The 22,309-nt window shown below is 57.1% G+C and carries 23 protein-coding genes and 2 pseudogenes; 20 read left to right on the top strand and 5 right to left on the bottom strand.

Annotated elements, in window-relative coordinates; genetic code table 11:
- Positions 1-233: 233 nt before the first annotated feature.
- A complete protein-coding gene (locus GGD46_RS31665; protein WP_004118308.1) occupies positions 234-644 on the top strand; it encodes a helix-turn-helix domain-containing protein in 411 nt (136 codons plus the stop codon).
- Positions 645-971: 327 nt separating this feature from the next.
- Here GGD46_RS31665 and GGD46_RS31660 read toward each other — a convergent pair whose 3' ends face one another.
- Positions 972-1,994, bottom strand: a complete 1,023-nt coding sequence (locus tag GGD46_RS31660; RefSeq protein WP_376766906.1) for an IS110 family transposase — start codon at positions 1,992-1,994, stop codon at positions 972-974.
- 126 nt (positions 1,995-2,120) lie between these two features.
- Here GGD46_RS31660 and GGD46_RS31655 point away from each other — a divergent pair.
- The 4 genes and pseudogenes from GGD46_RS31655 to GGD46_RS31640 all read left to right on the top strand — a co-directional run.
- Positions 2,121-2,648, top strand: a pseudogene (locus GGD46_RS31655) (IS630 family transposase); the annotation flags it as partial.
- Entirely contained in the window at positions 2,564-3,925 is a 1,362-nt protein-coding gene (locus GGD46_RS31650) for a hypothetical protein (RefSeq protein WP_240535429.1), read from the top strand. The pseudogene GGD46_RS31655 and the gene GGD46_RS31650, both read left to right, overlap by 85 nt.
- Positions 3,926-3,961: 36 nt before the next feature.
- Entirely contained in the window at positions 3,962-4,282 is a 321-nt protein-coding gene (locus GGD46_RS31645; protein ID WP_004118303.1) for a hypothetical protein, read from the top strand.
- 32 nt (positions 4,283-4,314) lie between these two features.
- Entirely contained in the window at positions 4,315-4,638 is a 324-nt protein-coding gene (locus GGD46_RS31640; RefSeq protein WP_004118301.1) for a hypothetical protein, read from the top strand.
- A gap of 392 nt (positions 4,639-5,030) precedes the next feature.
- On the opposite strand, the gene GGD46_RS31635 is transcribed toward GGD46_RS31640, so the two are convergent.
- From GGD46_RS31635 to GGD46_RS31625, 3 genes are all read right to left on the bottom strand, one after another.
- A complete protein-coding gene (locus tag GGD46_RS31635) occupies positions 5,031-5,621 on the bottom strand; it encodes a DUF433 domain-containing protein (RefSeq protein ID WP_004118299.1) in 591 nt (196 codons plus the stop codon).
- A gap of 81 nt (positions 5,622-5,702) precedes the next feature.
- Positions 5,703-6,992: a type II toxin-antitoxin system HipA family toxin gene (locus GGD46_RS31630; RefSeq protein WP_004118296.1), complete on the bottom strand. Its 1,290-nt coding sequence runs from the start codon at positions 6,990-6,992 to the stop codon at positions 5,703-5,705.
- Positions 6,992-7,339: a helix-turn-helix domain-containing protein gene (locus GGD46_RS31625; protein ID WP_004118293.1), complete on the bottom strand. Its 348-nt coding sequence runs from the start codon at positions 7,337-7,339 to the stop codon at positions 6,992-6,994. Before GGD46_RS31625 ends, GGD46_RS31630 begins: the two co-directional genes overlap by 1 nt.
- Before the next feature lie 272 nt (positions 7,340-7,611).
- Between GGD46_RS31625 and GGD46_RS31620 the strand changes: the two genes are divergently transcribed.
- The 15 genes and pseudogenes from GGD46_RS31620 (at position 7,612) to GGD46_RS31560 (ending at position 21,608) form a co-directional block, all read left to right on the top strand.
- The gene (locus GGD46_RS31620; RefSeq protein ID WP_004118290.1) at positions 7,612-8,265 is read left to right on the top strand and encodes a DUF433 domain-containing protein; all 654 of its coding nucleotides are present in this window, start codon (positions 7,612-7,614) and stop codon (positions 8,263-8,265) included.
- On the top strand, positions 8,262-8,678 hold the full coding sequence (locus GGD46_RS31615) for a hypothetical protein (protein ID WP_004118284.1): 417 nt from the start codon (positions 8,262-8,264) through the stop codon (positions 8,676-8,678). Before GGD46_RS31620 ends, GGD46_RS31615 begins: the two co-directional genes overlap by 4 nt.
- Positions 8,679-8,873: 195 nt before the next feature.
- On the top strand, positions 8,874-10,517 hold the full coding sequence (locus GGD46_RS31610) for an MFS transporter (RefSeq protein ID WP_004118282.1): 1,644 nt from the start codon (positions 8,874-8,876) through the stop codon (positions 10,515-10,517).
- 380 nt (positions 10,518-10,897) lie between these two features.
- A complete protein-coding gene (locus GGD46_RS31605; RefSeq protein ID WP_004118281.1) occupies positions 10,898-12,535 on the top strand; it encodes an MFS transporter in 1,638 nt (545 codons plus the stop codon).
- 125 nt (positions 12,536-12,660) lie between these two features.
- A pseudogene (locus GGD46_RS31600) lies at positions 12,661-12,900 on the top strand (helix-turn-helix domain-containing protein); the annotation flags it as partial.
- Between the two features lie 404 nt (positions 12,901-13,304).
- Positions 13,305-13,646: a hypothetical protein gene (locus tag GGD46_RS31595; RefSeq protein ID WP_210305352.1), complete on the top strand. Its 342-nt coding sequence runs from the start codon at positions 13,305-13,307 to the stop codon at positions 13,644-13,646.
- Between the two features lie 463 nt (positions 13,647-14,109).
- Positions 14,110-14,895 (top strand): transposase, encoded by a 786-nt coding sequence (locus tag GGD46_RS31590; protein WP_183932622.1) that lies wholly within the window; start codon positions 14,110-14,112, stop codon positions 14,893-14,895.
- A gap of 18 nt (positions 14,896-14,913) precedes the next feature.
- Positions 14,914-16,176, top strand: coding sequence for a tyrosine-type recombinase/integrase (locus GGD46_RS31585; RefSeq protein ID WP_004118273.1), 1,263 nt, complete (start codon positions 14,914-14,916; stop codon positions 16,174-16,176).
- Positions 16,173-17,162, top strand: coding sequence for a tyrosine-type recombinase/integrase (locus GGD46_RS31580; RefSeq protein ID WP_004118271.1), 990 nt, complete (start codon positions 16,173-16,175; stop codon positions 17,160-17,162). Before GGD46_RS31585 ends, GGD46_RS31580 begins: the two co-directional genes overlap by 4 nt.
- A complete protein-coding gene (locus tag GGD46_RS34110; protein WP_240535427.1) occupies positions 17,159-17,410 on the top strand; it encodes a site-specific integrase in 252 nt (83 codons plus the stop codon). Before GGD46_RS31580 ends, GGD46_RS34110 begins: the two co-directional genes overlap by 4 nt.
- A gap of 2 nt (positions 17,411-17,412) precedes the next feature.
- Positions 17,413-18,162 carry a tyrosine-type recombinase/integrase gene (locus tag GGD46_RS31575; protein ID WP_240535426.1) on the top strand — a complete coding sequence of 250 codons (750 nt, stop codon included), beginning with the start codon at positions 17,413-17,415 and terminating at the stop codon, positions 18,160-18,162.
- A gap of 85 nt (positions 18,163-18,247) precedes the next feature.
- On the top strand, positions 18,248-19,138 hold the full coding sequence (locus GGD46_RS31570) for a transposase (RefSeq protein WP_200863263.1): 891 nt from the start codon (positions 18,248-18,250) through the stop codon (positions 19,136-19,138).
- Positions 19,139-19,152: 14 nt separating this feature from the next.
- The gene (gene istB / locus GGD46_RS31565; RefSeq protein WP_015342034.1) at positions 19,153-19,908 is read left to right on the top strand and encodes an IS21-like element helper ATPase IstB; all 756 of its coding nucleotides are present in this window, start codon (positions 19,153-19,155) and stop codon (positions 19,906-19,908) included.
- 383 nt (positions 19,909-20,291) lie between these two features.
- Complete coding sequence (locus tag GGD46_RS33660) at positions 20,292-20,816, top strand: hypothetical protein (protein ID WP_172831086.1); 525 nt, start codon at positions 20,292-20,294, stop codon at positions 20,814-20,816.
- 396 nt (positions 20,817-21,212) lie between these two features.
- On the top strand, positions 21,213-21,608 hold the full coding sequence (locus GGD46_RS31560; RefSeq protein WP_004118260.1) for a DUF6941 family protein: 396 nt from the start codon (positions 21,213-21,215) through the stop codon (positions 21,606-21,608).
- 148 nt (positions 21,609-21,756) lie between these two features.
- On the opposite strand, the gene GGD46_RS31555 is transcribed toward GGD46_RS31560, so the two are convergent.
- Positions 21,757-22,131, bottom strand: a complete 375-nt coding sequence (locus tag GGD46_RS31555) for a hypothetical protein (RefSeq protein ID WP_004118259.1) — start codon at positions 22,129-22,131, stop codon at positions 21,757-21,759.
- Positions 22,132-22,309 lie beyond the last annotated feature (178 nt).

Here is a 22,309-nt window from a genome sequence, read left to right as displayed (position 1 = left end):
AATATAAAGCAGCCAACACTGAAAAAAGCTGTGCGCAATGCTCATTGTAGGTCTCAGAATGGGTATATCTGGTAATCGGTAATATATTATCTCCTTAAGTGCTTGATCTTGGGAGACGTTTATCCATGCGCGGCTATCGTTCTGGCTCTAATACCAATCGGCATTGCTGCTGACTCTTGAGGGTTCACAAAACGCGATGAATCTGAATCCATGGTGCAAACGGGAGGTTTGCCATGGGATCAGCACTTCGGCTTCGGACGGATTATGTTGGCGATGACTTGCGCAAGGCGGCGCGGCTGTCGAAAGATGCCGCTCAGACGCGGCGGCTTCTGGCTCTCGCGCAGATTTATGATGGAGCGACGCGCGGCGAGGCCGCGAGAGTTGGTGGCGTGACTGTGCAGATCGTGCGGGACTGGGTCGAGCGCTTTAACACGCAAGGCCCTGAGGGTCTTTTAAACGTGAAGGCTCCGGGCAAGCGTCCGAAACTCAACGACGATCAGCGCCAGGAGCTTCGTCGTCTTGTGGAGAAGGGGCCGATCCCGGCGATTCACGGCGTTGTGCGCTGGCGGTTGAAGGACCTGGCACGCTTGATATTCGAGGACTATCGGATATCGCTGGACGAAAGCACGTGGGACGTGAGTTGAAGGCCATGGGCTTTGCCAAGCTGTCTGCCCGTCCTCGCCACTATGCCCAGAACGAATTGGCGGTGGAGGATTTTAAAAAACGTATGGCCCGCCCGTCTGCAAGAAGATTTTACGGTGTTCTGATCAGTCTGCGTCAACGTATACGGTCTCATGGGTCGCCCCCATGGCCAAGATGGACATCCGCGCGTCTAGAGCCCCATAAGTTTCTCGGCATCATGTGCCATTTTTTAAACCGGGCTTTCCAAACGCCGATCGACTGTCAGGCCATCTTCACGATCCTTCCTGCAAACCTCATTGGGCTACGTGCGATAGCATGTTCCGACCCAATTATGCCGTCGCTACCAGGTAACCGCGTTCGAAGCGTGTCTCTTTGCGTAAAGCGGCCCAAGCGATACGCGCCAGCTTGTTGGCCAACGCCACCACCACTGCGTTCCGATGCACGCCTCTCTCGATCATTGCTGTCAGCCATCGCCCCAAAGGAGTGTCGCTTTTTGAAAGCGATGGCAATGCCGCACGCGCGCCATGGATGAGCAAAGTGCGCAGATAGGTGTTGCCACGCTTGGATATCCCAAGCAGCCGTGCCTTGCCGCCCGTGCTGTATTGTCTCGGAACCAACCCAAGCCAGGAGCCAAGGTCTCGGGCCTTGGCAAAGCTGCTTGCATTACCCACGGCCGCGACCAAAGCCGTCGCGTTGAGCACCCCAATGCCAGGGATCGAGGTCAACCTGCGTGTGGCGGCATCGTTGCGCGCCAGTTGGACAAACTCATCGTTCAGCGCCCCAATCTTCGCGTCGAGCTCTTTCCATTCGGCACGCAGCCCGTCAATCAGCTGACGCATGCGGGGCGACAAGGTCTCATTGCCCTCGGAACGCATGCGATCCAAATCAAGCTCGAACTTTCGCCTGCCAGCAGGAAAGATCACCCCGCGTTCCAGCAAGATCGCTCGCAATTGGTTGAGAAGGTTCGTTCGTTCGGCTACGAGGCGCGAACGCACCCGATGCAACGTCTGGATATCTAACTGCTCCTGGCTCTTGAGTTCAACGAAACGCATTGTCGGCCGTGAAGCGGCCTCCGCGATCCCCTCCGCATCGCGGTCATCGTTCTTCTGCGCTTTGATATATGGGCGAACGTATTCGGGCGACATCAACCGGATCTGGTGGCCTTGCGCCATAAACAGGCGTCCCAGATGATGCGCGCCGCAACATGCTTCCATTGCGACCACACAGGCCGGAAGCTTCGTCACATAGTCGATCAGCGTCTGCCGGCGCATTGTACGACGAACGACCACGGCACCGGCCGCATCGACGCCAACTATGCTGCAAGAGTTCTTGCCCAGATCAACACCGAGGATAGCAATAGACATTCGCTCGTTCCTTTCTCTTTCCCGATATCAGCATCCTACTCGATGCTGGGTGAAAGGGCGGGCCATTCCATAAGTTTCCCGGAAGAGATCAGCGCGATCAGCAAGACCCTCGCTCCAGGCACAGAAATAGAGCTGTGGTGGCAAGATGAAGCCCGCATCGGGCAAAAGAACAAGATGACGCGGCGATGGGCGCAACGGGGAACGCGTCCATCGGCCCCCCACGATCAGCGAACGCTATGGACCTACATATTCGGGGCGATCTGCCCGAAGAAGGGTAAGGGTGCAGGCATTGTCATGCCCTGGTGCGACACAGAGGCAATGAACGCGCACCTTCAGGAAATCAGCCGCGAGGTCGATAACGGTGCGCACGCGGTTCTGATCCTCGATCAGGCGGGTTGGCATTCATCGGCCAAGCTGATCGTGCCGGAAAACATCACCCTGCTCTTCCTGCCGCCGCGATCCCCAGAACTGAATCCTGTTGAAAATGTCTGGCAATTCCTGCGCGACAACTGGCTGTCGAACCGCGTCTTCACATCCTACGACGACATCGTCAATCATTGCTGCGCCGCTTGGAACAAGCTGGTCGACCAGCCCTGGAAGATCATGTCAATCGGAATGCGCGACTGGGCACATCGGTTCTGACCAATGCCGATTGGTATAATGACTACCTTTTCAACAAAGGTGACTGGTTCGCAACGCAAGAGGCGTGGAGGCAAAAGCTGATTGCTACTGTCGAGGCCAAGAATGGCGACGAGCTTCTCAATACGTCTACCACCGATCTGGCTCGTTACCTTGTGAGCGAATTCGCGTTCGAGGTTCCCACGATTTACCCAGATGATTTGGTGGTCGACCAACGGGAAGCTCAAATCGATATCAGTCAGGATCAAAACAGGTGGATAGATGACCGTTCGCGCCCGCATTACATTACTGGAACGGCAGTTGACGTCGAGCTGCCTTTCACCGGCGATAAAGTCGGATTTGATATCCAGCCCACGACCAGCAATTTCAACAATCCCCGGGCGCATGTGGACGATGGCGTTATCTCGTTTTCCATCGCGGGAACCGATCTTACGGCAGAGCGCGTGAGGCAGCAGATCGATGGAATGGTTGCATCGATCAATCTGCATTTGAGCTGGTTGACAAATGACGCGCAGGCCTACAACGCGAGCCTAGGGGACTTAGCGATGAGAACAATTGACCATCGCAAGGAAAAACTTCTCCGAGGCAAATCGCTTCTTGCTGGGTTGGGTTTTAAAATGAAGGAGCGCCCCGGCGCGAGCCAAACGTTCGCAGTTCCTTCCGTCCGTCGTACCATTCATCCTTCTGTCCCAAGGCCCGTTGCTTCTCGCGATCCGTACAAGCCAGAGCCTATTCTCACCCCAGAAGACTATGAGCATGTTCTATTGGTGATGGAGAATATGGTCGGCGTCATGGAGCAAAGCCCCGGGGCGTTCCGGGAAATCGATGGAGAGAGCTTGCGGACCCATTTTCTAGTCCAGCTCAATGGGCATTTTGCCGGCGATGCGACGGCCGAAACTTTCAACTATGAAGGAAAGTCCGACATTCTGATCAAAGTCGATAGGAAAAATATCTTTATTGGCGAATGCAAATTCTGGACCGGCGAAAAGGGCTATCTGGAAACCCTTGATCAGGTGCTTTCTTATCTTAGCTGGCGAGATACAAAAGCAGCGGTCCTTATCTTTAATCGGAATAAGGATTTCAGCGCCGTCCTTGCGAAGATCGGAGAGGTTACTCCAGCGCACCCCAAATTCAAGAAGCTGGTCCAGAAACGTTCTGAGAGCAGTTGGACCTACTTGTTCGGGCACAAGGATGATGCCAACCGTGAGCTTACGATCACCGTGCAAGGGTATAATGTTCCGGAGCTGATAAAGCCACGCATTTTAATATTACCGGGTTGAAAATGACTGCGTGCCGGGATCAATGGAGGGCCGTCGATGTCTGAGGCGAAGAAAGAGCAACTACGGGCTCAAATCGCGTATTTTAACGGTGTAGCGATCTCGATCTTGGCAGTCGGTGGCTTCTCAACCTTTATTTCTCTGTCGATTGAAAGGGTTCAGCCCAATTGGATTCCCTACGCAATGGCCGTCAGCAGCCTAATAGTTTCCGTTTTAGTGCATAAAGTCGCGGCGCTATCGGCACGGCAGCTTGGCCACTTGATGGACGAAGAGAAGCGGCTTAGTGCTCCTCTTTTTGAAGCCAGCAGCTTGCCCAAAGTTGAGATCAGCGAGACTCGGCCAGTTCACTCTGACCGGTAGCAATCTTCTGGCGCGATCTACACTTAACCAGAATGCTGCCTGGTCGTCAGCGTTTCAATAAGCCTGCAGAAGAACGCAGCGCATCAGCGCGCGATCGCTACAACGCGTGGCTCGACAAAATCGATGGCGAAACATTAACCAAGGCGAAGAAGGAAATTTTGCGCGCTCGCGCCCGAATGACGAGAGCGATGTTCGACATCGAGCTCGCGGAAGCTTTTAGAGCCGAGAGCGGCATCCCAGCACACCATATCGACACCTTGTTGCATGAAGAATGCGGGCTCGACCACAAGCACATTTCGGTCGCTCAACCGGGCACCGTCTCTTTTGCAATAATCATTTTGGCTTTTCCGCACTAAACGAACTAAATGCATTTTCGAACATGATTAATCGGCAGACGAGCCTGGCCAGGCAGGTTTGGCAGTCTTCTTAAACGGGTCCAGGATTGTGACGCCCGCCCTTGAAAATCAGCGGTGTTTCGGGTGACGACGACAAGGTCATTTACCTGCGCCGTCGCGGCCAAACCGATAACGTCGGAATCTTGTCCGATTGTCCCGGCATTTGCCCCCACCGGCGGGCGACAGCCTCGTCGGTGTTCCGCTTTCTCTCGATGCTTTTCGGAACCTCTCGAACCGAGATCACGCTGATCGCGAGATCAGTATCGTCAACCGTATCGAGGCCGCCACATTTTCGTGCGGCTCGGGTCGACCGATTTCCTTTAAGACATTTGTATGGAGCAGATATTTCAAGCTCAGTCATCCAACGCGCTAAGATCGGCTGCGCGCATGGCGGCTTTTGCCGTTTGCTTCGGATACGGCCGCCCCGCCTTCGGATGCGCCTCCGCATAGACTCCCGCGGAAACGACCTGTTGCTCCTTCAAGGAGGGATAGTCGCGAAGGACATCTTTGACAGTCGCGCCGGCGTCGAGGAGAGCGGCAATCCGATGCGCCTCGATTTGCGTTCCCCGGATTAGCGGTTCCTTGCCGGATAGGTCGATTTGAGCAGTGAGCTTGTCGAGTTCCTTCAGCTTACGCTCGACGAAGACCAGGTGCTGACCAATGTCGTAGCGCTGTTTACCGAACACGACCTCTTTCGCGTGACCGCGTTTGAGAGAGCTTCGCAACGCCTCGTAGAATTCGGACTGGCTCTTGGGTGTCAGCGCCTGTTTGAGTTCGTCATAGGCATGGAGAAATACCAGCTCGGCTTGACCGAACTGCCTAATATTCCGACCGCCTCGCTTCACGAGTTGCGGCTTGATCGGCGCGCGCTCGACAACCTTTTTGAAAGTGTCTAGAGGCGCATCAACCACAAAAGCCGCTTGTGCCGTTGTCAGATGTTCCATCCTATTGCCCTTTCTAATCCACCCCCAAACATAGGGGTGAATTAGAGAGAGTGCAAGGCCCGGACCGACGTGAGCCAAAGACTACGATTGACGCCGCACTTCGTCCACCAGGCTCAGCGTGCCAAGGCGATCAAGAAGCTGCTTTGCTTTCTTTTCCCCCAGTAGTTTAGGCGCCGATGTCGGCCAATGCTCCAGCGCACGCCTGACTGTCGCAACGACCTCGCGTGTGATCAGCTTCGCGTCCAGGCGAAGAAAACTTGCGACCCTCTCAAAGCGATGCAGGTTCACGCTTTCGAAGCTGTGGGTTTTGACGAACCTCAGCGCCATAGTGTCGGACGGCATGTAAAGAACGGTCGGGACAATATCGTAGGCCGGCGACAGCCGGATTTCGCCAGGTGCCGGGAAACGGAAAGACCAGTTCTTGAGATGGTTGTCGCCATTGCCTAAAAGCACGTCTGCAACTACCCTGCGGATGGCTTCCAATATGTCATCGCGATGGTCGGTGCTGAAGCGGCGCACCATGTTGATGATGGTCTCGGTCGTCGCCATCGTATATTTTCGATCGCCGATCGCTCCTAGAATTTGGGCTGCGTCTTCGATGTGAATGCGACGATCATCGTCGGCACGGTCGAAGCGATCGACGACGAGAACGCGCTCACCATGAGCCAACAGTTCCGCAGGGATGCCGCTGATCGCGGTGCTGGAGACAAGCCGGCAGTTTGCTGTCCGCACGCCGATCGTCCTTGCCATCTGCATGGCCGCATGTTCAGCTTCCGGCAGCCCTGGGTATCGCTCGCTTGCCACCTTGATGATGCAGCGGCCGGTGTTACCGCGACCGGGAACCGTCAATCTGTCGCCCTCGACGTTGGCCGTGAACTTGAGCTGCACACCGGCGAGCGAGAATTTGACCGTGCCATCGGGCAGCGGGACATCCACACCATCTTTCTTTTCAATGGTGATCGGGCCGGCTGACGCTGGAACCGCTGTTTCGGGGACGACGAGGATTGCGCCGGGGAGATCGCCGCCGAGGCGGGTCAGGACGTCGAACTCATCGTGATCGCCCGGCCCCATCTCGTTCAACACGAGGTCCCTGAGGGCGCCCTCTGGAAGCAATCCTGAAAACCATGGTGGCAATGTGCCGTGAAGCCCAATTTTGTCCCCACGCCGCGCCAGACGATTGCGTGTGCCCTCGTCATCGTCAGGATCGAACCAGCCCAGGCTCAAAATTGGCCGCCTTGGATCCCGCAGGAACGTTTCCGCAACGACAAACGCGACCGCGCCGTCACTATCGCGCGTCAGGGTCCCTACCCTCACCTTCCCGATGTTCTGATCCAGAAGATGGACGCCAAGGATCGCCGAAGATTTCGCCATCACGGTTCCCCATTGTCGTCTTCATCGAGATCGACGAAAAGTTCCTCAAATGCGCTGGCCGCCGTACCTTTATTCTGGTGTTCTCTAGCATCGCCAATCAACTGCCTCACTTCCCCCATCCGGGACTTCGGCAGCAGGACCGGCACAAGGTCGAGGGCATCGCAGATTTCGGCAAACAGCGTCAGTCGATCCCTACCCCGTCGATCGGTTGCAAGGTCCCTTTCGAGTTCCGATATTCGTGCCCGGTCCCGGCCGAGCCTTGTCGCAAGTGCAGGCTGGCTGAGACCGCGTCGTTTGCGGGCGGCCAGCAGTTGCTCGCCAAGAGTATTGAAAATCGTAGTGCTCATGCGGAATATCGCTCGCCTGCTGGCCGGTGTCCGGAATTTCGTATGACTCTAAGATAAAGCAAAATGCGGAATTCCGCTAGAGGACGTCATAAGGAGCGAAATAGCGCACCAATATAACGATTGCCCAGCGGCGATTTCGATCTTGGCTCGTCCTCATCAACCCAATGCCTCAAGTCCAACCGGCGACCGCCGATCCGTCCCAGGCCTTGATATCGCCCCCAACAAGTTATATATTCCGACCCATCGGAAGAATTAATACCGATGGCTCAACCATGCCAGCAGTTGCCGAGATGCTGAAGGCGAGCGAGGCTGCCGTTGTCTCGCGCGTGAGCCTGCGCGACGTCAATCGCGTTATCGACGAGCACATCTTGCCGGAAGCGTTCATATCGCTCGACAACGGTCGTCATGTCCTCGCCGGAGCCTGCTCGCTTATCACGTTTTACTTCGAAAGCGCCCGCCGCCTTACCTCGGAAGAACGCCTGTCTACTATCCGGACGGCGGAGGCCCGGCTTGCGAGAGCCCGCACCCTCCCGTGGTCCGCCCTGTTGCTTGAAGATTGGACCGTGCACCACGAGTTTCTGACGATCGATCTCATGCCCTTTATGAGGGGCGCGAGCGAGCGGCTGGACGACCTTGCCGCAGCACGGGAGGTCGTCACATCGTCGGCCGACATCCTTGGTGGGACGCCTGTCATTCGAGGCACCCGCGTTCCTGTCCATGATGTTGCCGCGTCCGTATCCGCGGGCAATTCCACGGAGCGCATTCTCGAAACCTGGCCTGGCCTGGACAGAGAGAAGATCAGGCTCGCGACAATCTATGCGGAAGCTAATCCCTTGCGCGGGCGGCCCCGCGTGCTGGGCGAGCTTCCCGAAGGTTCGGTCATCCTCACAGATCGTCGCGTCCCCCGTCGCACGAAGGCGGGATGAAGTTTCTGATTGATGAGTGCCTCAGTCCTCAACTGGCTAAGATGGCGCTGGAAAAAGGTTATGGCGAAACGAGCCATGTCGTCTGGATGAAAACTGGGTGGCCTGAAAGACTGGGAGCTCACACCGATCATTCTTTAGGGCGACTGGACGTTCGTCACGAAGAACTCGGTCGACTTCCGCGGGCCGAAAGACAAGCCCGGGACGAAGGGGCAATATGCAGACGTTGCCATCCATGCCGGGCTGTCTACCTAAACCGCCCGCCCGGTATGGACCTCGATATGCAGATCGAGCTGTTCGAACAGGCTATGGCCGAACTCGACGACGATGACGATCTCGCCAATCGTGTGTTGGAAATTTCCCTCGGCGATGAGGACGAATTGCGCGTGCTCCGGTACGCACTTCCGAAGGGATAATCGTTCAGGAAGGAAAAACGGCATACAAGCTCAATAATAAGCCAGCAACGTGCTAGAACTGGTCGGACTGCCTGATACACTCCCGCTCAACGCAGGGTTCCTGCGCCAAGAACTCCAATAACGCCGAAATTCGTATCCGAGTTGCGGATAATCTGTGGCGTCACGGTGTCAATGCGAAGCTCAGAGCCATCAAGAATGCAGATCGAAGACGTCACCGCGCGCGGGCCAACCACCCTTGATCCGCTACGCAGTATAGCATTCCGTTCGATCTGGAGTTCCACGCAAGTCGCCAACCTGGGATGGCTGGTGCAAACCGTCACGATCAGTTGGCTCATGGCGACGATCTCCGCTTCGGATCTGATGGTCGCGCTTGTGCAGGCTTCAACGACGCTTCCGGCATTCATACTCTCCATTCCCGCCGGAGCAATCGCCGACACCTATAGCCGTCGATCGGTCATGATCACCGGGCTCTCATTGATTGCGCTCGCTTCCATCGTACTGGCGATTGCTGCCGCCTTCGGCTTCGTTAGTCCCTGGCTGATTCTAGGTCTGGGATTTGTCGCAGGCTGCGGCTTTGCGCTGAATGACCCCGCTTGGCATGCCTCGGTGGGCGATATCCTCGACAAGCGAGATATTCCGGCTGCGGTGACGCTTATGTCGGTCGGATACAACATGACGCGCAGCGTTGGACCGGCTTTGGGCGGAGCCATTCTCGCGTTCCTCGGTCCGTTGGCGGCCTTTCTCTTTGCCGCCTGCAGCAACTTAGCGCCTCTCGGCGCGGTGTTGCGCAACAAGTGGCACGTCCGCAAGTCTCCGCTGCCTGCAGAGCGAATTTCAACAGCAATCCATGACGGAATGCGGTTCACGGCGCTTTCTTCCGACATCCGGGCGGCGATCATACGTGCCACCCTTTTCGGCCTTGCCGCCATTGCCATACTTGCTCTTCTGCCGCTTGTCGCCCTCGATCGTTTGGCCGGCGGACCAATCATCTACGGCATACTGTTTGCCGGTTTCGGAACAGGCGCTTGCATCGCCGGACTGAACAACCGGCTCTTAAGGAGATTGATTCCTCAGGAATGGCTGATGGCGATCGCTTCCATCGCTTGCGCGTTTTGTTGCATCTCACTTGCCCTCACCTCCTCAGTACCTTTGGCGACACTTGCGCTTGTCATCGGAGGCGCCGGCTGGGTCATCACCTGGACCGGGTTCGACGTCTGGGTGCAATTGGCAAGTCCGCGCTGGGTCGTCGGCCGTACGCTCTCCATCTATTACGCATTCCTCTCCGGCGGCATGGCAGCCGGCAGTTGGATCTGGGGCACCGTCGCCCAGACCTATTCGCTTGCATCTTCTCTCGAACTTGCCGCAGCGGCCCTGTTACTCGTCGCCGCATCAGGGTTCGTCCTGCCGGTGCATCTGGCGGCCGAGGCAGACCAGCAGGGCTCGGTTTATCCGGCGCCAACGGTGGCGCTTGATCTGAAGCCCCGAAGCGGCCCGATTGCAGCGAGGACGGAATATGCCATAGACGACAGCGACCTGGACATCTTCCTCGATCACATGCGCACTCGAAGATACGCCCTGGCCCGGGCAGGCGCACGTGACTGGACGCTCCAGCGAAATCTTCGAAAGCCTTCCCGTTGGACAGAAACATTCCGCACGCCGACCTGGATGGATTTCCTGCGTTTGCATCATCGTCTCTCCCCGTGGGATCAGGAAGTCGTACAGCTTCTCGCCGCTTTGCATATGAGTGACAAGCCTCCGGAAACTGATCTTGTGATTGAGCGCACAACAGACACGCGACGGACCCGGAGCCAACCGGTCGCGCGCGTTTCGCGTCCATGAGGTGATCTTGCGATGAGGCCATTTATCGAGCAGCGGCAACGGTCCCATAATGGCGTCGGCCAGAAACAAAACCTCACGGTTCAGACTGTGGAGACTAGCCGCAAGCCGAACACAGCTCCTGGCCTGGGAGTGGCATCAACCCCTGCCATCCTGGTTCGCTCGGCTGTCGTCGATCCCTGCTCGACGACAGCCGCTTTTCCCTCGGTTTTCGATTCCGGCCTTGCCGCCACGCGCCGATGCCTGGCCCGCGAACTCTTGGACAAAGCGTCGACTGGGCAAGCGACAAATGATGGCAGACCGAAGTACGACTCCTTTCCCTCATCGCCGAATACGCCCGTCAAGCACGGCCGAAGTGACCCGCCCGAAAGAGACTGAATGACATGCCTTCAAAAGAAGAGACAGCATCCATAGGGCTATTGGCGCCACTGAAGAATTCGACGTTCCGTTCGATTTTCTTCGCGTCGCAGCTTTCCAGCCTGGGCTGGCTGATGCAGACGGTAGCGCTCAGCTGGCTCATGGCCACGGTTTCGACGTCCGATGTCATGGTTGCCCTCGTTCAGGCCTCATCCACGCTGCCAGCCTTTTTTCTTGCGATCTTCGTTGGCGCGATTGCCGACAACTACAGTCGGCGCATGGTCATGATCGTCGGTCGAAGCCTGATGATGGCGGCCTCGGCGATGCTGACGATCCTCATGGCCTTCGGCATCACCGATCCATGGATGATCCTGGCGTTCAGTTTCCTTGACGGCTGCGGTATCGCATTGAGCGATCCTGCTTGGCGCGCTTCGCTTGGCGATATGCTGGAGCGCCGCCATCTGCCGTCGGCCGTGACACTTCTTAATGTCGGCTTCAACACGGTCCGTAGCGTCGGTCCCGCCCTCGGCGGCATCATCGTTGCTGTATTCGGGCCGCTCGTCACATTCGCGCTCACCACCTTCGGCTTCGTCGCGCCCCTCACCGCCCTGTGGCGAAACAAGTGGACCGTGAAAGCGTCGCCCCTCCCCCGGGAAGCGCTCATGACGGCCATCTATGATGGCCTGCGCTTCACCGCGATATCCTCCGAAATCAAGGCGACCATTGTCCGCGGGACGCTCTTTGGGCTGACCGGAACCTCAATGCTGGCGCTCCTGCCGCTCGTCGCGAGAGACCTTTTGAAGGGCGGCCCGATCGACTACGGTATTCTCATGGGGGGCTTTGGCGCCGGCGCGCTGGTCGCGGGGCTCGTGAACCCGCCACTCAGGCGCGCGGTCACGCAGGAGCTGCTGATCGTTCTGGCATGCGTCGCGTGTGCGGCATGTGCCATCTCACTTGCTCTGACGTCCTCCCTTATCATCGCAACAGTCTGCCTTGCCTTCGGGGGCGCAGGCTGGGTGACGGGATGGTCGGGGTTCGGCGTCAATGTGCAGTTGGCAAGCCCACGTTGGGTCGTGGGTCGCACGATTTCCATCTACAGCGCCTTCACCTATGGGGGGATTGCCGGGGGCAGTTGGCTCTGGGGAATTATCGCGGAAAATCATTCCCTCTCCCTGTCCCTGGCATGTTCTGCTGCGTCCTCCTTGGTTGTTGCGGCACTTGGGGTCAAGCTCCCGATCAGCAACCGCCTAGAGTCGGAGCTCGAAGCCTCCGGCGCTTTCGATGCGCCTGTGCCGGCACTTGATCTGAAGCCGCGAAGTGGCCCGATCCTGGTCACGACAGAATACGCTGTGGCGGACGAGAATGCTGACCTTTTTCTTGAAATCATGCGCAGGCGTCGGCTGGTTCAAAGCCGCGTCGGTGCACGCCAGTGGACACTCACGCGCGACGTTCAGCAGCCTTCGCGATGGCTCGAGACCTTCCGGACGCCGACCTGGACGGATTACCATCGCCTTCATCACCGCCTCAACGAAGCGGACAAGCGCCTGGACGACGAGCTCAAGGCGTTGAGCGTGGCGTACGACCTCCCGCGAACAACCATTCTGGTGGAGCGCCCGACGGCTGCGCGCAAGTCCGCGCCCGTGCCATACGTTTCGCAGAAGTAGGGATGTCAGCAGACATCTTCCCAACGGGGTCTATATTGGTGGCTATTTTTCTTTGGAAAGCTTCGAGCGTCACCGGAAAACCGCTCTCCAGTTTCATATTCCTGATTACGCCACAGCTTGTCGTTATGCACTATTCGCAATTGACCCTCGCCGATCGGCGGCGCCTGCATCATTTAGTCGAGCGCAAGGTGCCGATCAACGAGATAGCACGTAAGCTCGGCCGTCACCGATCGACCATCAATCGTGAGATCAGGCGCAATACGCTCCATGACCGCAAACTTCCCGAATATAGTGGCTACGTCTCGACGGTTGCCGACGATATCGCCAAGAAACGCCGGCGACGCTTGAGAAAGCTGCGACGTCATCGGCGACCACAGGTCGGGTCGCTCTCATCTTTTCCCTCCCATGAGAACACCGCCCCCACCGCTGCAGTAGTCAGCTCGCAAAATCTGATTTGAGGAGCGATATGATGTCGACTTCGATTTTGACTGCTTTGACAGTGTGCGCGGGCCTAAGCACGTTGGTGCTGATGGTGGCGCAGCTTCTTCATTGACGCACGAAGCTTTCAGCGTCCGCTTGGTGACCAACCATTAGTCTGAACTTTACGGCGAGGCGGAATTCTGGCAAACTTCTGCCATCGTGGTCAGGACATGACGTCCTTTAGACCAAAGTTATCGGAGCTCCTTTCCATCCGATATCTCTCACTTCTCTGGCCCTGCGGATTCCCCCTCAGGGCTTTCCTTTGTGCTGAGCCGTGCCGGGTGCCGAAATGATGGACGAAACCAGAGAATACCTGATGGATCAGCGCAGCACGCTACTGTTCCAGATCGAGCGGGCGAAGCATCATCTTGCCGGCCTTGAGGCTGATGCGATCAAGATCATCAACAGCAAGGCCTCCCTGCCTGCTGCCGATATCGCCATCATTACCGAGGACTTGGCGGAGCACCTGAGAAGCGAGATCGAGGCGCTGTGCTGGGCGATCGACCATATTGACCACGAGCTGGAATATCTCGACGGCGATGATGAGTTTGAGCCGTTCACCGGGCGTGAAGCTCGTTCGCGCGGTACAATCGACAGACCTGGTAATGCGTTGTTTCTTCGGACTTCATGACAACGGTGTTTCGCACAGCAACGCCCAAGCGGGCACCCAAAAGCAAAAAGCCCCTATCCGATTAGGGATAGGGGCACAGTTTCCATGAAGTGCTCTGTTTCAATCGTCGGAGGCACACTTCCGACCGCTGAATTAGAACGTGATAATGGCGTGGATCATATACGCCCTTCGGCCTGCGGGCGCGGCCTGTTCGGGAATCAGCATTTTATGAGCGGCGTTGCTACTTGCAGCGCCGTTATTGTTTTGAAAGATGGTGGGACGGGTGCCGAGGCGGGCGCCCGGGCAAAACCTTTGAGTGTAGATTCCGATGATTTACCGGACGGCGTTCCGATCAAAAACCGGACACGATTCCGAGAATTAACCGGACGCGATTCCGATTTGATACCGGACGTTTTTCAACGTAAGCAGTGCCCCTGGGTCAGCAACCTTGGCATGCATTTCCTTTTGAACTTGAGGAGATGGCATGTCGAAGAGACGAAGGCTGACCATGAGACAACTACGACATTTACTTCGACTGCGATCAGATGGCGTGAGCGTTCGCGATATTGCCGATCTGCTCGGGATTGCCCGCAGCACGGTGCAGGACGGGATCGGGCGAGCTGCGACGGCAGGGCTATCCTGGCCTTTGCCTGCCGATCTGACGGACGACGTCCTGGAATGTAAACTTTTCGCCCGGCAAGGCACCAAACAAGGGGTACGGCGACTACCAGAGCCGGATTGGAGTGTCATTGCGGTCGAGCTGAAGAAGCCCGGCGTGACCCTGACGATCCTGTGGGAGGAATATCGAGCCGTCTATCCTGATGGCTACGGCTTCAGTCGGTTCTGCGACCTGTTCCGCGGCTTTGAGCGGCGTCTGACGCCAACGATGCGGCAGGTCCACATTGCTGGCGACAAGGTGTTCGTCGATTATTCCGGCAAGAAGCTGCCGATCGTCGATCGCAAGACCGGCGAGATCCGCGAGGCGGAGATCTTTGTCGGCGTGCTCGGTGCATCGAGTTATGCCTTTGCAGAAGCCACCTGGACTCAGACCCTGCCGGACTGGATCGGCTCGCACGTGCGCATGTTCGCCTATTTCGGCGGCGTGCCGCGCCTTATCGTCTACGATTACGTGCCCGGGCACGTAATCGGGGTTTTGTGTCCCGAACGGTTATGCGCCCCGGCGGGCGTAAGTTTCTGTGATCAAACGACCAGATTGTCTGTGGCGGCACATCTCTGGCGAACAACGAGCGCACCCTCCTATTCCCCTTAATTCAGAATGGAGGTTGTCATGTTGGAACACTTTTTCGTCAAACCACAAACTATCGATCGGATTATGGATTGCTGGCTAGGGCCGCAGATCGAGCAGTATGTGAAGGCTTTGTGCGAACGTGCCTATACGCCTCGAAGCATCTATCGCCGCGTTCCCGTGCTGGTGAAGTTTGCGGCATTCACTGCCGGCCAGAATGTCGAACGTATAGAACAAGCGGAAGGGCTCTTCGAGCCGTTCATCGCTGATTGGTTGTCAAATCGTCATTCCGGTCGATCGGCTGATGCACGTCGACGCGACCGCAACTTTGTCACTGGCATCATGCGGCATTTCTTCAGCCTGGTCGTATGGAAGGCAGGCGATGACCGCACCAGACCTTCGCTGCCCGATCCATTTGCAATCCAGATTCCAGGGTTCTTCGATTATCTCCGAGATGAGCGAGGGTTGCGGCAAAGCTCCATCGCGCATTACCGGCATTACCTTCGCGTCTTCGAGCGACATCTCGGCGATATAGGATGCGATCCGAAGTCGCTTACATTACCGGTGGTGACGACCTTCATCACGACACAGGCCTCGCATTTCGGCCGCACCGTGATGATCAGTCTTGCCAGCATCCTGCGGGTCTTCCTGCGATACCTGCATCGGGAACACGTCCTTCAGCGCGACATCAGCAAGCTGGTCGAGATACCTCAACGTTATCGGCTGGCCGATATCCCTCGATCGATTAGTTGGAGTTCGGTCCAGGATATGCTCGATCAGGTGGACCGGCGCACCGTGGTTGGCCGGCGCGACTACGCCATGCTGCTGCTGATGGCCGTTTATGGGCTGCGCTCCCGTGAAGTAGCGCTGCTGACGCTCGACGATGTCGACTGGAAGCGCGATCGGCTGCATGTGCACGGGCGCAAGGCCGAGCACAGCACCACCTATCCGCTGGCCCCCGTCGTTGGTGAGGCGATCGTGGATTACCTCAGGAACGGGCGGCCTGACGTTCAAAGCCGATTGCTTTTCTGGCGGCATTTGGCCCCACAATCGCCACTTACACACTCTGCGGTGTCGGCCACTGCCAGCAAGTATCTTCATCGCGCGGGGATTCCGGTTAGCCGTCCAGGATCACACACTCTCCGTCATGCCTGCGTCCAGCGCCTGGTAGACACGGGGTTTTCGCTCAAGACCATCGGCGATTATGTCGGGCATCGCGCTGCCTCCTCGACCATGATTTACGCGAAGGTCCAGGTCGATGGCTTGCGGGAAGTAGCTCTGGGTGATGGGGAGGATCTGCAATGAGCCCGCGTCTTCCCGAGCCTTCAAGCCCGATCGCACCCTACATCGTCGCTTTCCTTCGCCACAAGCGCGCGCTCAACCGGCGCTATGACGTCGAAGACAAGGTGCTGCGGATGTTCGACGGCTACCTCAACGCTCAAGCGGTGACGAACCTGACCGAGATCACCCCGGCGCTCCTCGATGCATTCTTCCTGAGCCGTCCGCGCTCGCGGCCTCGAAGCTTCAACCATCTGATCGGCGTCGTCGGCCGGCTGTTCGAGTGGATGGTCGAGCATGACTTTATTGATCGTTCTCCTGTCACGATGAAGCCGCGCCGCCGAGGTAATCCGAGACCGCCCTGCATCCTGGATCTGCGGACCGCTCAACAGCTCATCGATCGCGCCGCCGAGCTCCCGGATCAGAACAACGCCCCGCTTCGCGGGCCTGCCTATGCCATCATCTTCAGCCTGTTGTTCGGGCTTGGTCTGCGCGTCGGCGAGGTTGCGCGCCTGCGCTGGCGGGATGTCGATCGGGATCGTGACGTGCTCACCATTCGCGAGACGAAGTTTTCCAAGTCAAGGCTCATTCCCATGGGGCCGCAGCTGGCACAGCGCCTTTATGCGTTCATGACGCTGCGATCACAGCACGTAGTTTCGGTTACCCCCGACACGCCGCTGTTTTCTTTCCTGCGGGGTCGAGCGGTGAACCCCGGCACGATCAGTATCATTTTCCGTTCGCTGGCCGATCAATTGGACATACCAATCCCAGCGGGAGGAACGCCGGCTCACGTGCATGATCTGCGACACAGCTTTGCGGTCGGGCGACTTCTGCGGTGGTATCGCGACGGACATAATCCCACCGACAAGCTCGTTAAGCTGTCGACCTTCATGGGCCACGTGGACCCCGCTTCCACCGCCGTCTATCTCACCGTTACAGCCGATCTCCTTGAAGCCGCCGGCCAGCGCTTCGAACGCTTTGCAGCACCGCTTTCGTATGGAGGACGGCCATGAGAACCGTCGGCAGCCTCGTCTATCAGTTCTTCGAACACCATCTCAAAGCCGAGAAGGGTCTGGCGTCCACCTCGATCCGGAGCTACCGCGACGGGATCCGGTTGTTTCTCCTATTCTTGGCCCGGGAGAACCGAACCCCGATCAGCAAGCTCAGGCTGAGAACCTCAGCGCCGACAATGTGCGGGCATTTCTCGCCCATCTTGAATCCGAGCGCGGCAACGGCATCCGAGCACGGAACCACCGGCTAGCAATGCTGCACACCTTCTTCGCCAATGCCGGGGGCCAGGAACCTATAGTGCTGCCGGAGGCCGAACGCGTCGCCGCCATCCCAAGGAAGCGTGCGCAGCCAGCAGCCACCTATTATCTCGAGCGCGACGAGGTCGAACGGCTCTTCGACAAACTGCCGCGCAGCGGAAAGCTGGCCATCCGCGACAAGGCGCTGCTCATGTTCCTGTACAATACGGGCGCCCGCGCAACGGAAGTCACCGGACTGATCGTCGATCAGTTGGTTTTGACCTCCTCACCGCGGGTGAACCTGCACGGCAAGGGCGACAAGTGGCGGACCTGTCCACTATGGCCCGAGACTGCCCGCCTGCTTGGCGAGATGCTGCGTAACCGACGCCACCCAGCCGCTACAGAAAGTCCGGTATTCCTCAGCAACGTCGGGAAGCCGCTGACGCGGTTCGGCCTATATAAGCTTGTCCGGCGTCATGGTTCGAATATTCGCATTGGCAATGGACAGAGGTCCATATCTCCACATGTTTGGAGACACACGACGGCCGTTCATCTCCTCGAGTCCGGCGTCGACGTGAACGTCATAAGAGGCTGGCTTGGCCACGTCAGCCTCGATACAACCAACCGATATGCCGAGATTAGCATCAGGATGAAGCAGGAGGCGCTTGAGGCTTGCCAGGGACTTGCTAGTTCTTCGGTGGGACCTCCCCGAAAGCCAGTCTGGCAGAGCGAGCCAAAGCTTCTCGAATGGCTCGCCGACCTCTGATCGTTATGTGCCCCGTGTCGGCGAGAGCGCTTGGATCACCAGGCTGCGGGGCACATAACCGTTCGGGACACAAAATCCGGATAATTTGAAGTCCGGCGTCAACAAGGCGAGCTTCTACGATCCGGAGATCAACCACAGCTTCGGCAGGATGGCTGCCCATTACGGCGTCGGCGTGCTTCCGGCGCGACCGAAGCGGCCGAAAGACAAGCCAAAAGTCGAGGCCGGCGTACGTTTCGCCCAGAGCTGCATCCTCGGCCGGCTACGCAATCAGACCTTCTTTTCACTGGAGGAAGCTAACGCCGCCATCCGGGATGCCGTCGAGCGGATCAACACGCACGTCATGAAGCGGTTGGGCCAAACCCGCCAGGAGATGTTCAAGACCATGGAACGCCCGGCACTCGCGGCTCTTCCGGCAGAGGACTACGAATACGCCGAGTGGAAGCTGGCGCGGGTCTCGACCGACTACCATGTCGAGTTCGAGCACTATTTCTACTCCGTGCCCCATACCCTGATCCGACAGCAGGTGGATATCAGGGCCACGGGCCGCACGATCGAGGTCTTCTTCAAGGGCAAGAGGATCGCAGTCCACCAGCGTCGTTACGGCGGATCACGCTACGGAACCGATCCTGACCATATGCCCAGCTCGCACCGGCGCTATGCCGAATGGTCGCCTGCAAGGTTCCAGCGCTGGGGCGCTTCCATTGGGCCTCAGACCGAGGGGCTGATCATCGCTATCCTGGCCAGCCGTCCTCATCCGGAACAAGGCTTTCGAACCTGCCTCGGCGTGCTGAAGCTCTATCGGGCAATTCCTACGATGCAGGCCGAGGCGGTGTCCGCCCGTGCCGTCGAGATCGGCGGACTGACCTGCAAAAGCATCACCGCGCTCATCAGCACCTACAAGGCACCACGACATTCCGCCGAACCTGCCGCCGTCGGCGAGCATGCCAATCTTCGCGGCAAAGCCTACTTTCATTAACGAGACAATCAAGAATGCTGACCAATCCCACTGTAGATACGCTGCGCCAACTCGGCCTTTCCGGCATGGCTTCCGCCTTCCAGGAACTGGAAATGCAACCGGAAGCGAGAAGCCTCCAGCACGGCGAATGGCTCGCGATCCTGCTCGAACGGGAACAGACCTCGCGTCGCCAGAAGCGCTTCGAAGCCAGAGCCCGTGCCGCCAGGCTGCGCCATGACGCCCAAATCGAGAATACCGATTTCCGAGCAGCGCGTGGTCTCGATCGCAACCTCTTCCTCAAGCTTTCCACCTGCGACTGGATCAGACAGCGGCACTCCCTGCTATTGATCGGTCCTGCCGGCGTCGGCAAAAGTTGGCTGGCCTGCGCTCTCGGTCAAAAGGCGTGCCGGGAGGATCTTGCCGTCGCCTATCACCGCGTGCCACGGCTCTTTGCCGCGCTCGCCCTGGCACGAGGCGACGGTCGCTACGCAAAGATGCTCAAGAGCCTGGGCAAAGCCGATCTCCTCATCCTGGACGATTGGGGGCCGGAGAAGCTCACCGACGAGCAACGACGCGATCTCCTGGAGATTGTCGAGGATCGATACGAGAAGCGCTCGACCATTGTTACCAGCCAAATCCCCGTGGACCACTGGTACGATATGATTGGAAATCCCACGATCGCCGACGCCGTGCTGGATCGCCTTGTCCACAACGCCTACCGCATCGAACTTTCCGGTGAGAGCCTGCGCAAACATCGAAACCTGTCAGCCGAGAATGCAACTCAGGCTTGACCTGCCCGATATTCGCCGACAATGATCAACTCAGACCCAGAGACGCTGTACATCGTCCGGCTTCGCCTCGGAATCGCGTCCGGTAAAACGCTGGAATAAGCGTCCGGTTAAAGATCGGAATTCCTGTCCGGTTTCATTGGAATACACACCTTTGAGCGAATTGTCGGCATCGACATTCGCCTTTTTTTGATATCGTTGACAGCAACGGGTGGGATATCTATGGCCTTGATCAGCCACCTAAGGGCCAAATTCCAAATAACCGACGCTTAACATGAAGAAATTTACGAATCGGCTCTCTTGCTGTTGGAACAAGGCCGGGGTGGCAATGAAGAACCGCCAATTACCAAAAATTCATTCAATAGCCGATTGCTGATAGAGGTTTGTTGACTTATATGTCAATATTGGAGGAATTGCAAAACCACGTTTCAACAGGCCGACTGTCGTTCGTAAGACCGATGCTTCCTGGGCGTGGAGTGGAAAGAAACATTTTTGTATCAACGGAAGTCGGTGAGTTTCTAAATGGTGGAGCGTCTGTTCATGCTCGATTTGATAGAGTTGCGGGTGAAGCGAGAGCTCAAATAGATGCTTTCACCACCGGAAGGGCAATTCGATTTGCCATGGACCCGATGCGAAAAGACCCCGCAACTCTTGTGGCGAGAAATGCTCCTACAAGTAAGGGAATCGTGGATATGCGAATACGACAACCGCGCCCGCAAATCCGTATCTTCGGCGCATTCGCCCAAGTCGATAGTCTCATCCTGCTTACATGGGAAGCTAGGGACAATCTTCGTTTTGGCGCAGCAGTAAAACGATGCCGAGCCCAATGGGATCTCCTGTTTCCTCAAAATTCGCCTTTGATTGGGGCCACACATGCTGAATACATCTCACGAAACATCATTATTGGCTGAGCCATCTAGCGACGATCGTATCAGCGATCGCACACTTGGTTATGTCACTCAAACCGCGCGAGACGATGTTTTTGACATGGTTGCGAACGCTTGTGTCGAAGCCGGTATAACACGCGCAAACATTGCCCGCCGGCTCGGTAAAGATCCTGCTCAAGTATCTCGTCTTCTGAATACGCCCGGGAACTGGACGATAGACACGATAGCAGAACTACTTTTTGCTATCGATGGTAGCTTCCTGCGAGCTGAACGGCACTGGCCCCAGAGAGAAGCACTATCCAATCGGAGGCATTCCACATGCGTCACGGAAAGCTCCGGTTCATTTGGCAAAGCAGAATGGAATTCTAGGGCCCCAACCCAAAATGTCGCCAAGACGGCCGCTGGTCTAGGGGGCGTACATTGGCAGAAATAAGGGCTCGCGTCGTATTTTGCGACGACATACGTCAAGAGTTCAACGGCAAACTCATCCTGATTGGGGTCTATTCTGGCGAAATCAGGCTTCAAGCCCCTTTCATTCAACCCATGGCCACATGGATTCAAATTTTCGGTCTGCCTGCTGGCGATCATAAAACAAGCGTAACAGTCACCTATGAAGACGGCAAAAACTCTGTCATTTTGGGAAAGATAGATGTGCAGTTTCAGATTTCTGACGCAGCACTACCAGCCCACGCGTTTCCAACTGGTCTGCTGGTTAATTTTGATCGGCCAGGTGACATCGTTGTCAACATCTCTATCGACGATCAACCAACATTCATCGCCGATCGCTTAAGAGTATCGATTTCAGAGAATTCATGACTCCTCCCATATTTCCTACAACTCCCTTCGCGGAAGCGACCTCGACAATCCGAAGGCATCCAGAGACCCGCTCGGCGGATTTTTTTGCCTCCTCAGCGCTGATTGCCGCTCTGCCGATCCTGCCGCTGCAGAATCTCGCGAACGACCTTCACATCCCATTCAGCTCATTGACGGATGACGTCAGATCCTTGATCGAGGCGAGTACGGACCCGACCGATTGTTCGCTTGCTGACATCCGAAAGCCGAGCGTCTTGATATCGCCTTCGGCGGTCGACTGTCGCGTTTCGATCGCCTGCAGGCGCTGATCGACGCGGGCTGAATTCGCTTCGGTCTGAACGATAAAGTCCTTCCGCCAACCCTGCAGGTCCTCGATATCGCGGCTTTTGTTCGCCGTGACCCAGACACCCATGCCGACCGAAGAGGCGATCGAGAGAATTCCAACGAGGGTATTGATATTCGCCCCCATCCTCTTCGCGCGTTCCGGCATCTGCATCTCTTCATCTCCGGTTTCGTCAGCCACCATCTTTCACGTCTTTCAATGCGGTATGGAGAGGAGGCCGGCACCGATGGCGATTGCAAGGGTGCCGGCCGTGATGAAGAATAGCGGTAAGCGCTCATTTCGTTGCGCCTTTTCGCGTTGAATTCTCTGCCGCATGAAGTGTCCACTTAAAATAGGTGGACACCAAATATGAGTGACGAAG

The sequence above is a fragment of the Martinezella lusitana genome, from assembly GCF_014207095.1.
GTDB classification, from domain to species: Bacteria; Pseudomonadota; Alphaproteobacteria; order Rhizobiales; family Rhizobiaceae; genus Rhizobium; species Rhizobium lusitanum_B.
Note: the sequence above shows the minus strand (reverse complement) of the source record. Positions and strands in the feature narration are given on the sequence as shown.

Bases quoted from the DNA above. Each gene is read 5' to 3' on its own strand.
- GGD46_RS31665 (WP_004118308.1), top strand. From the start codon at position 234: ATGGGATCAGCACTTCGGCTTCGGACGGATTATGTTGGCGATGACTTG.
- GGD46_RS31645 (WP_004118303.1), top strand. From the start codon at position 3,962: ATGTCTGAGGCGAAGAAAGAGCAACTACGGGCTCAAATCGCGTATTTT.
- GGD46_RS31640 (WP_004118301.1), top strand. From the start codon at position 4,315: ATGCTGCCTGGTCGTCAGCGTTTCAATAAGCCTGCAGAAGAACGCAGC.
- GGD46_RS31635 (WP_004118299.1), bottom strand. From the start codon at position 5,621: ATGGAACATCTGACAACGGCACAAGCGGCTTTTGTGGTTGATGCGCCT.
- GGD46_RS31630 (WP_004118296.1), bottom strand. From the start codon at position 6,992: ATGGCGAAATCTTCGGCGATCCTTGGCGTCCATCTTCTGGATCAGAAC.
- GGD46_RS31625 (WP_004118293.1), bottom strand. From the start codon at position 7,339: ATGAGCACTACGATTTTCAATACTCTTGGCGAGCAACTGCTGGCCGCC.
- GGD46_RS31620 (WP_004118290.1), top strand. From the start codon at position 7,612: ATGCCAGCAGTTGCCGAGATGCTGAAGGCGAGCGAGGCTGCCGTTGTC.
- GGD46_RS31615 (WP_004118284.1), top strand. From the start codon at position 8,262: ATGAAGTTTCTGATTGATGAGTGCCTCAGTCCTCAACTGGCTAAGATG.
- GGD46_RS31610 (WP_004118282.1), top strand. From the start codon at position 8,874: ATGCAGATCGAAGACGTCACCGCGCGCGGGCCAACCACCCTTGATCCG.
- GGD46_RS31605 (WP_004118281.1), top strand. From the start codon at position 10,898: ATGCCTTCAAAAGAAGAGACAGCATCCATAGGGCTATTGGCGCCACTG.
- GGD46_RS31595 (WP_210305352.1), top strand. From the start codon at position 13,305: ATGATGGACGAAACCAGAGAATACCTGATGGATCAGCGCAGCACGCTA.
- GGD46_RS31590 (WP_183932622.1), top strand. From the start codon at position 14,110: ATGTCGAAGAGACGAAGGCTGACCATGAGACAACTACGACATTTACTT.
- GGD46_RS31585 (WP_004118273.1), top strand. From the start codon at position 14,914: ATGTTGGAACACTTTTTCGTCAAACCACAAACTATCGATCGGATTATG.
- GGD46_RS31580 (WP_004118271.1), top strand. From the start codon at position 16,173: ATGAGCCCGCGTCTTCCCGAGCCTTCAAGCCCGATCGCACCCTACATC.
- GGD46_RS34110 (WP_240535427.1), top strand. From the start codon at position 17,159: ATGAGAACCGTCGGCAGCCTCGTCTATCAGTTCTTCGAACACCATCTC.
- GGD46_RS31575 (WP_240535426.1), top strand. From the start codon at position 17,413: ATGCTGCACACCTTCTTCGCCAATGCCGGGGGCCAGGAACCTATAGTG.
- istB (WP_015342034.1), top strand. From the start codon at position 19,153: ATGCTGACCAATCCCACTGTAGATACGCTGCGCCAACTCGGCCTTTCC.
- GGD46_RS31555 (WP_004118259.1), bottom strand. From the start codon at position 22,131: ATGGTGGCTGACGAAACCGGAGATGAAGAGATGCAGATGCCGGAACGC.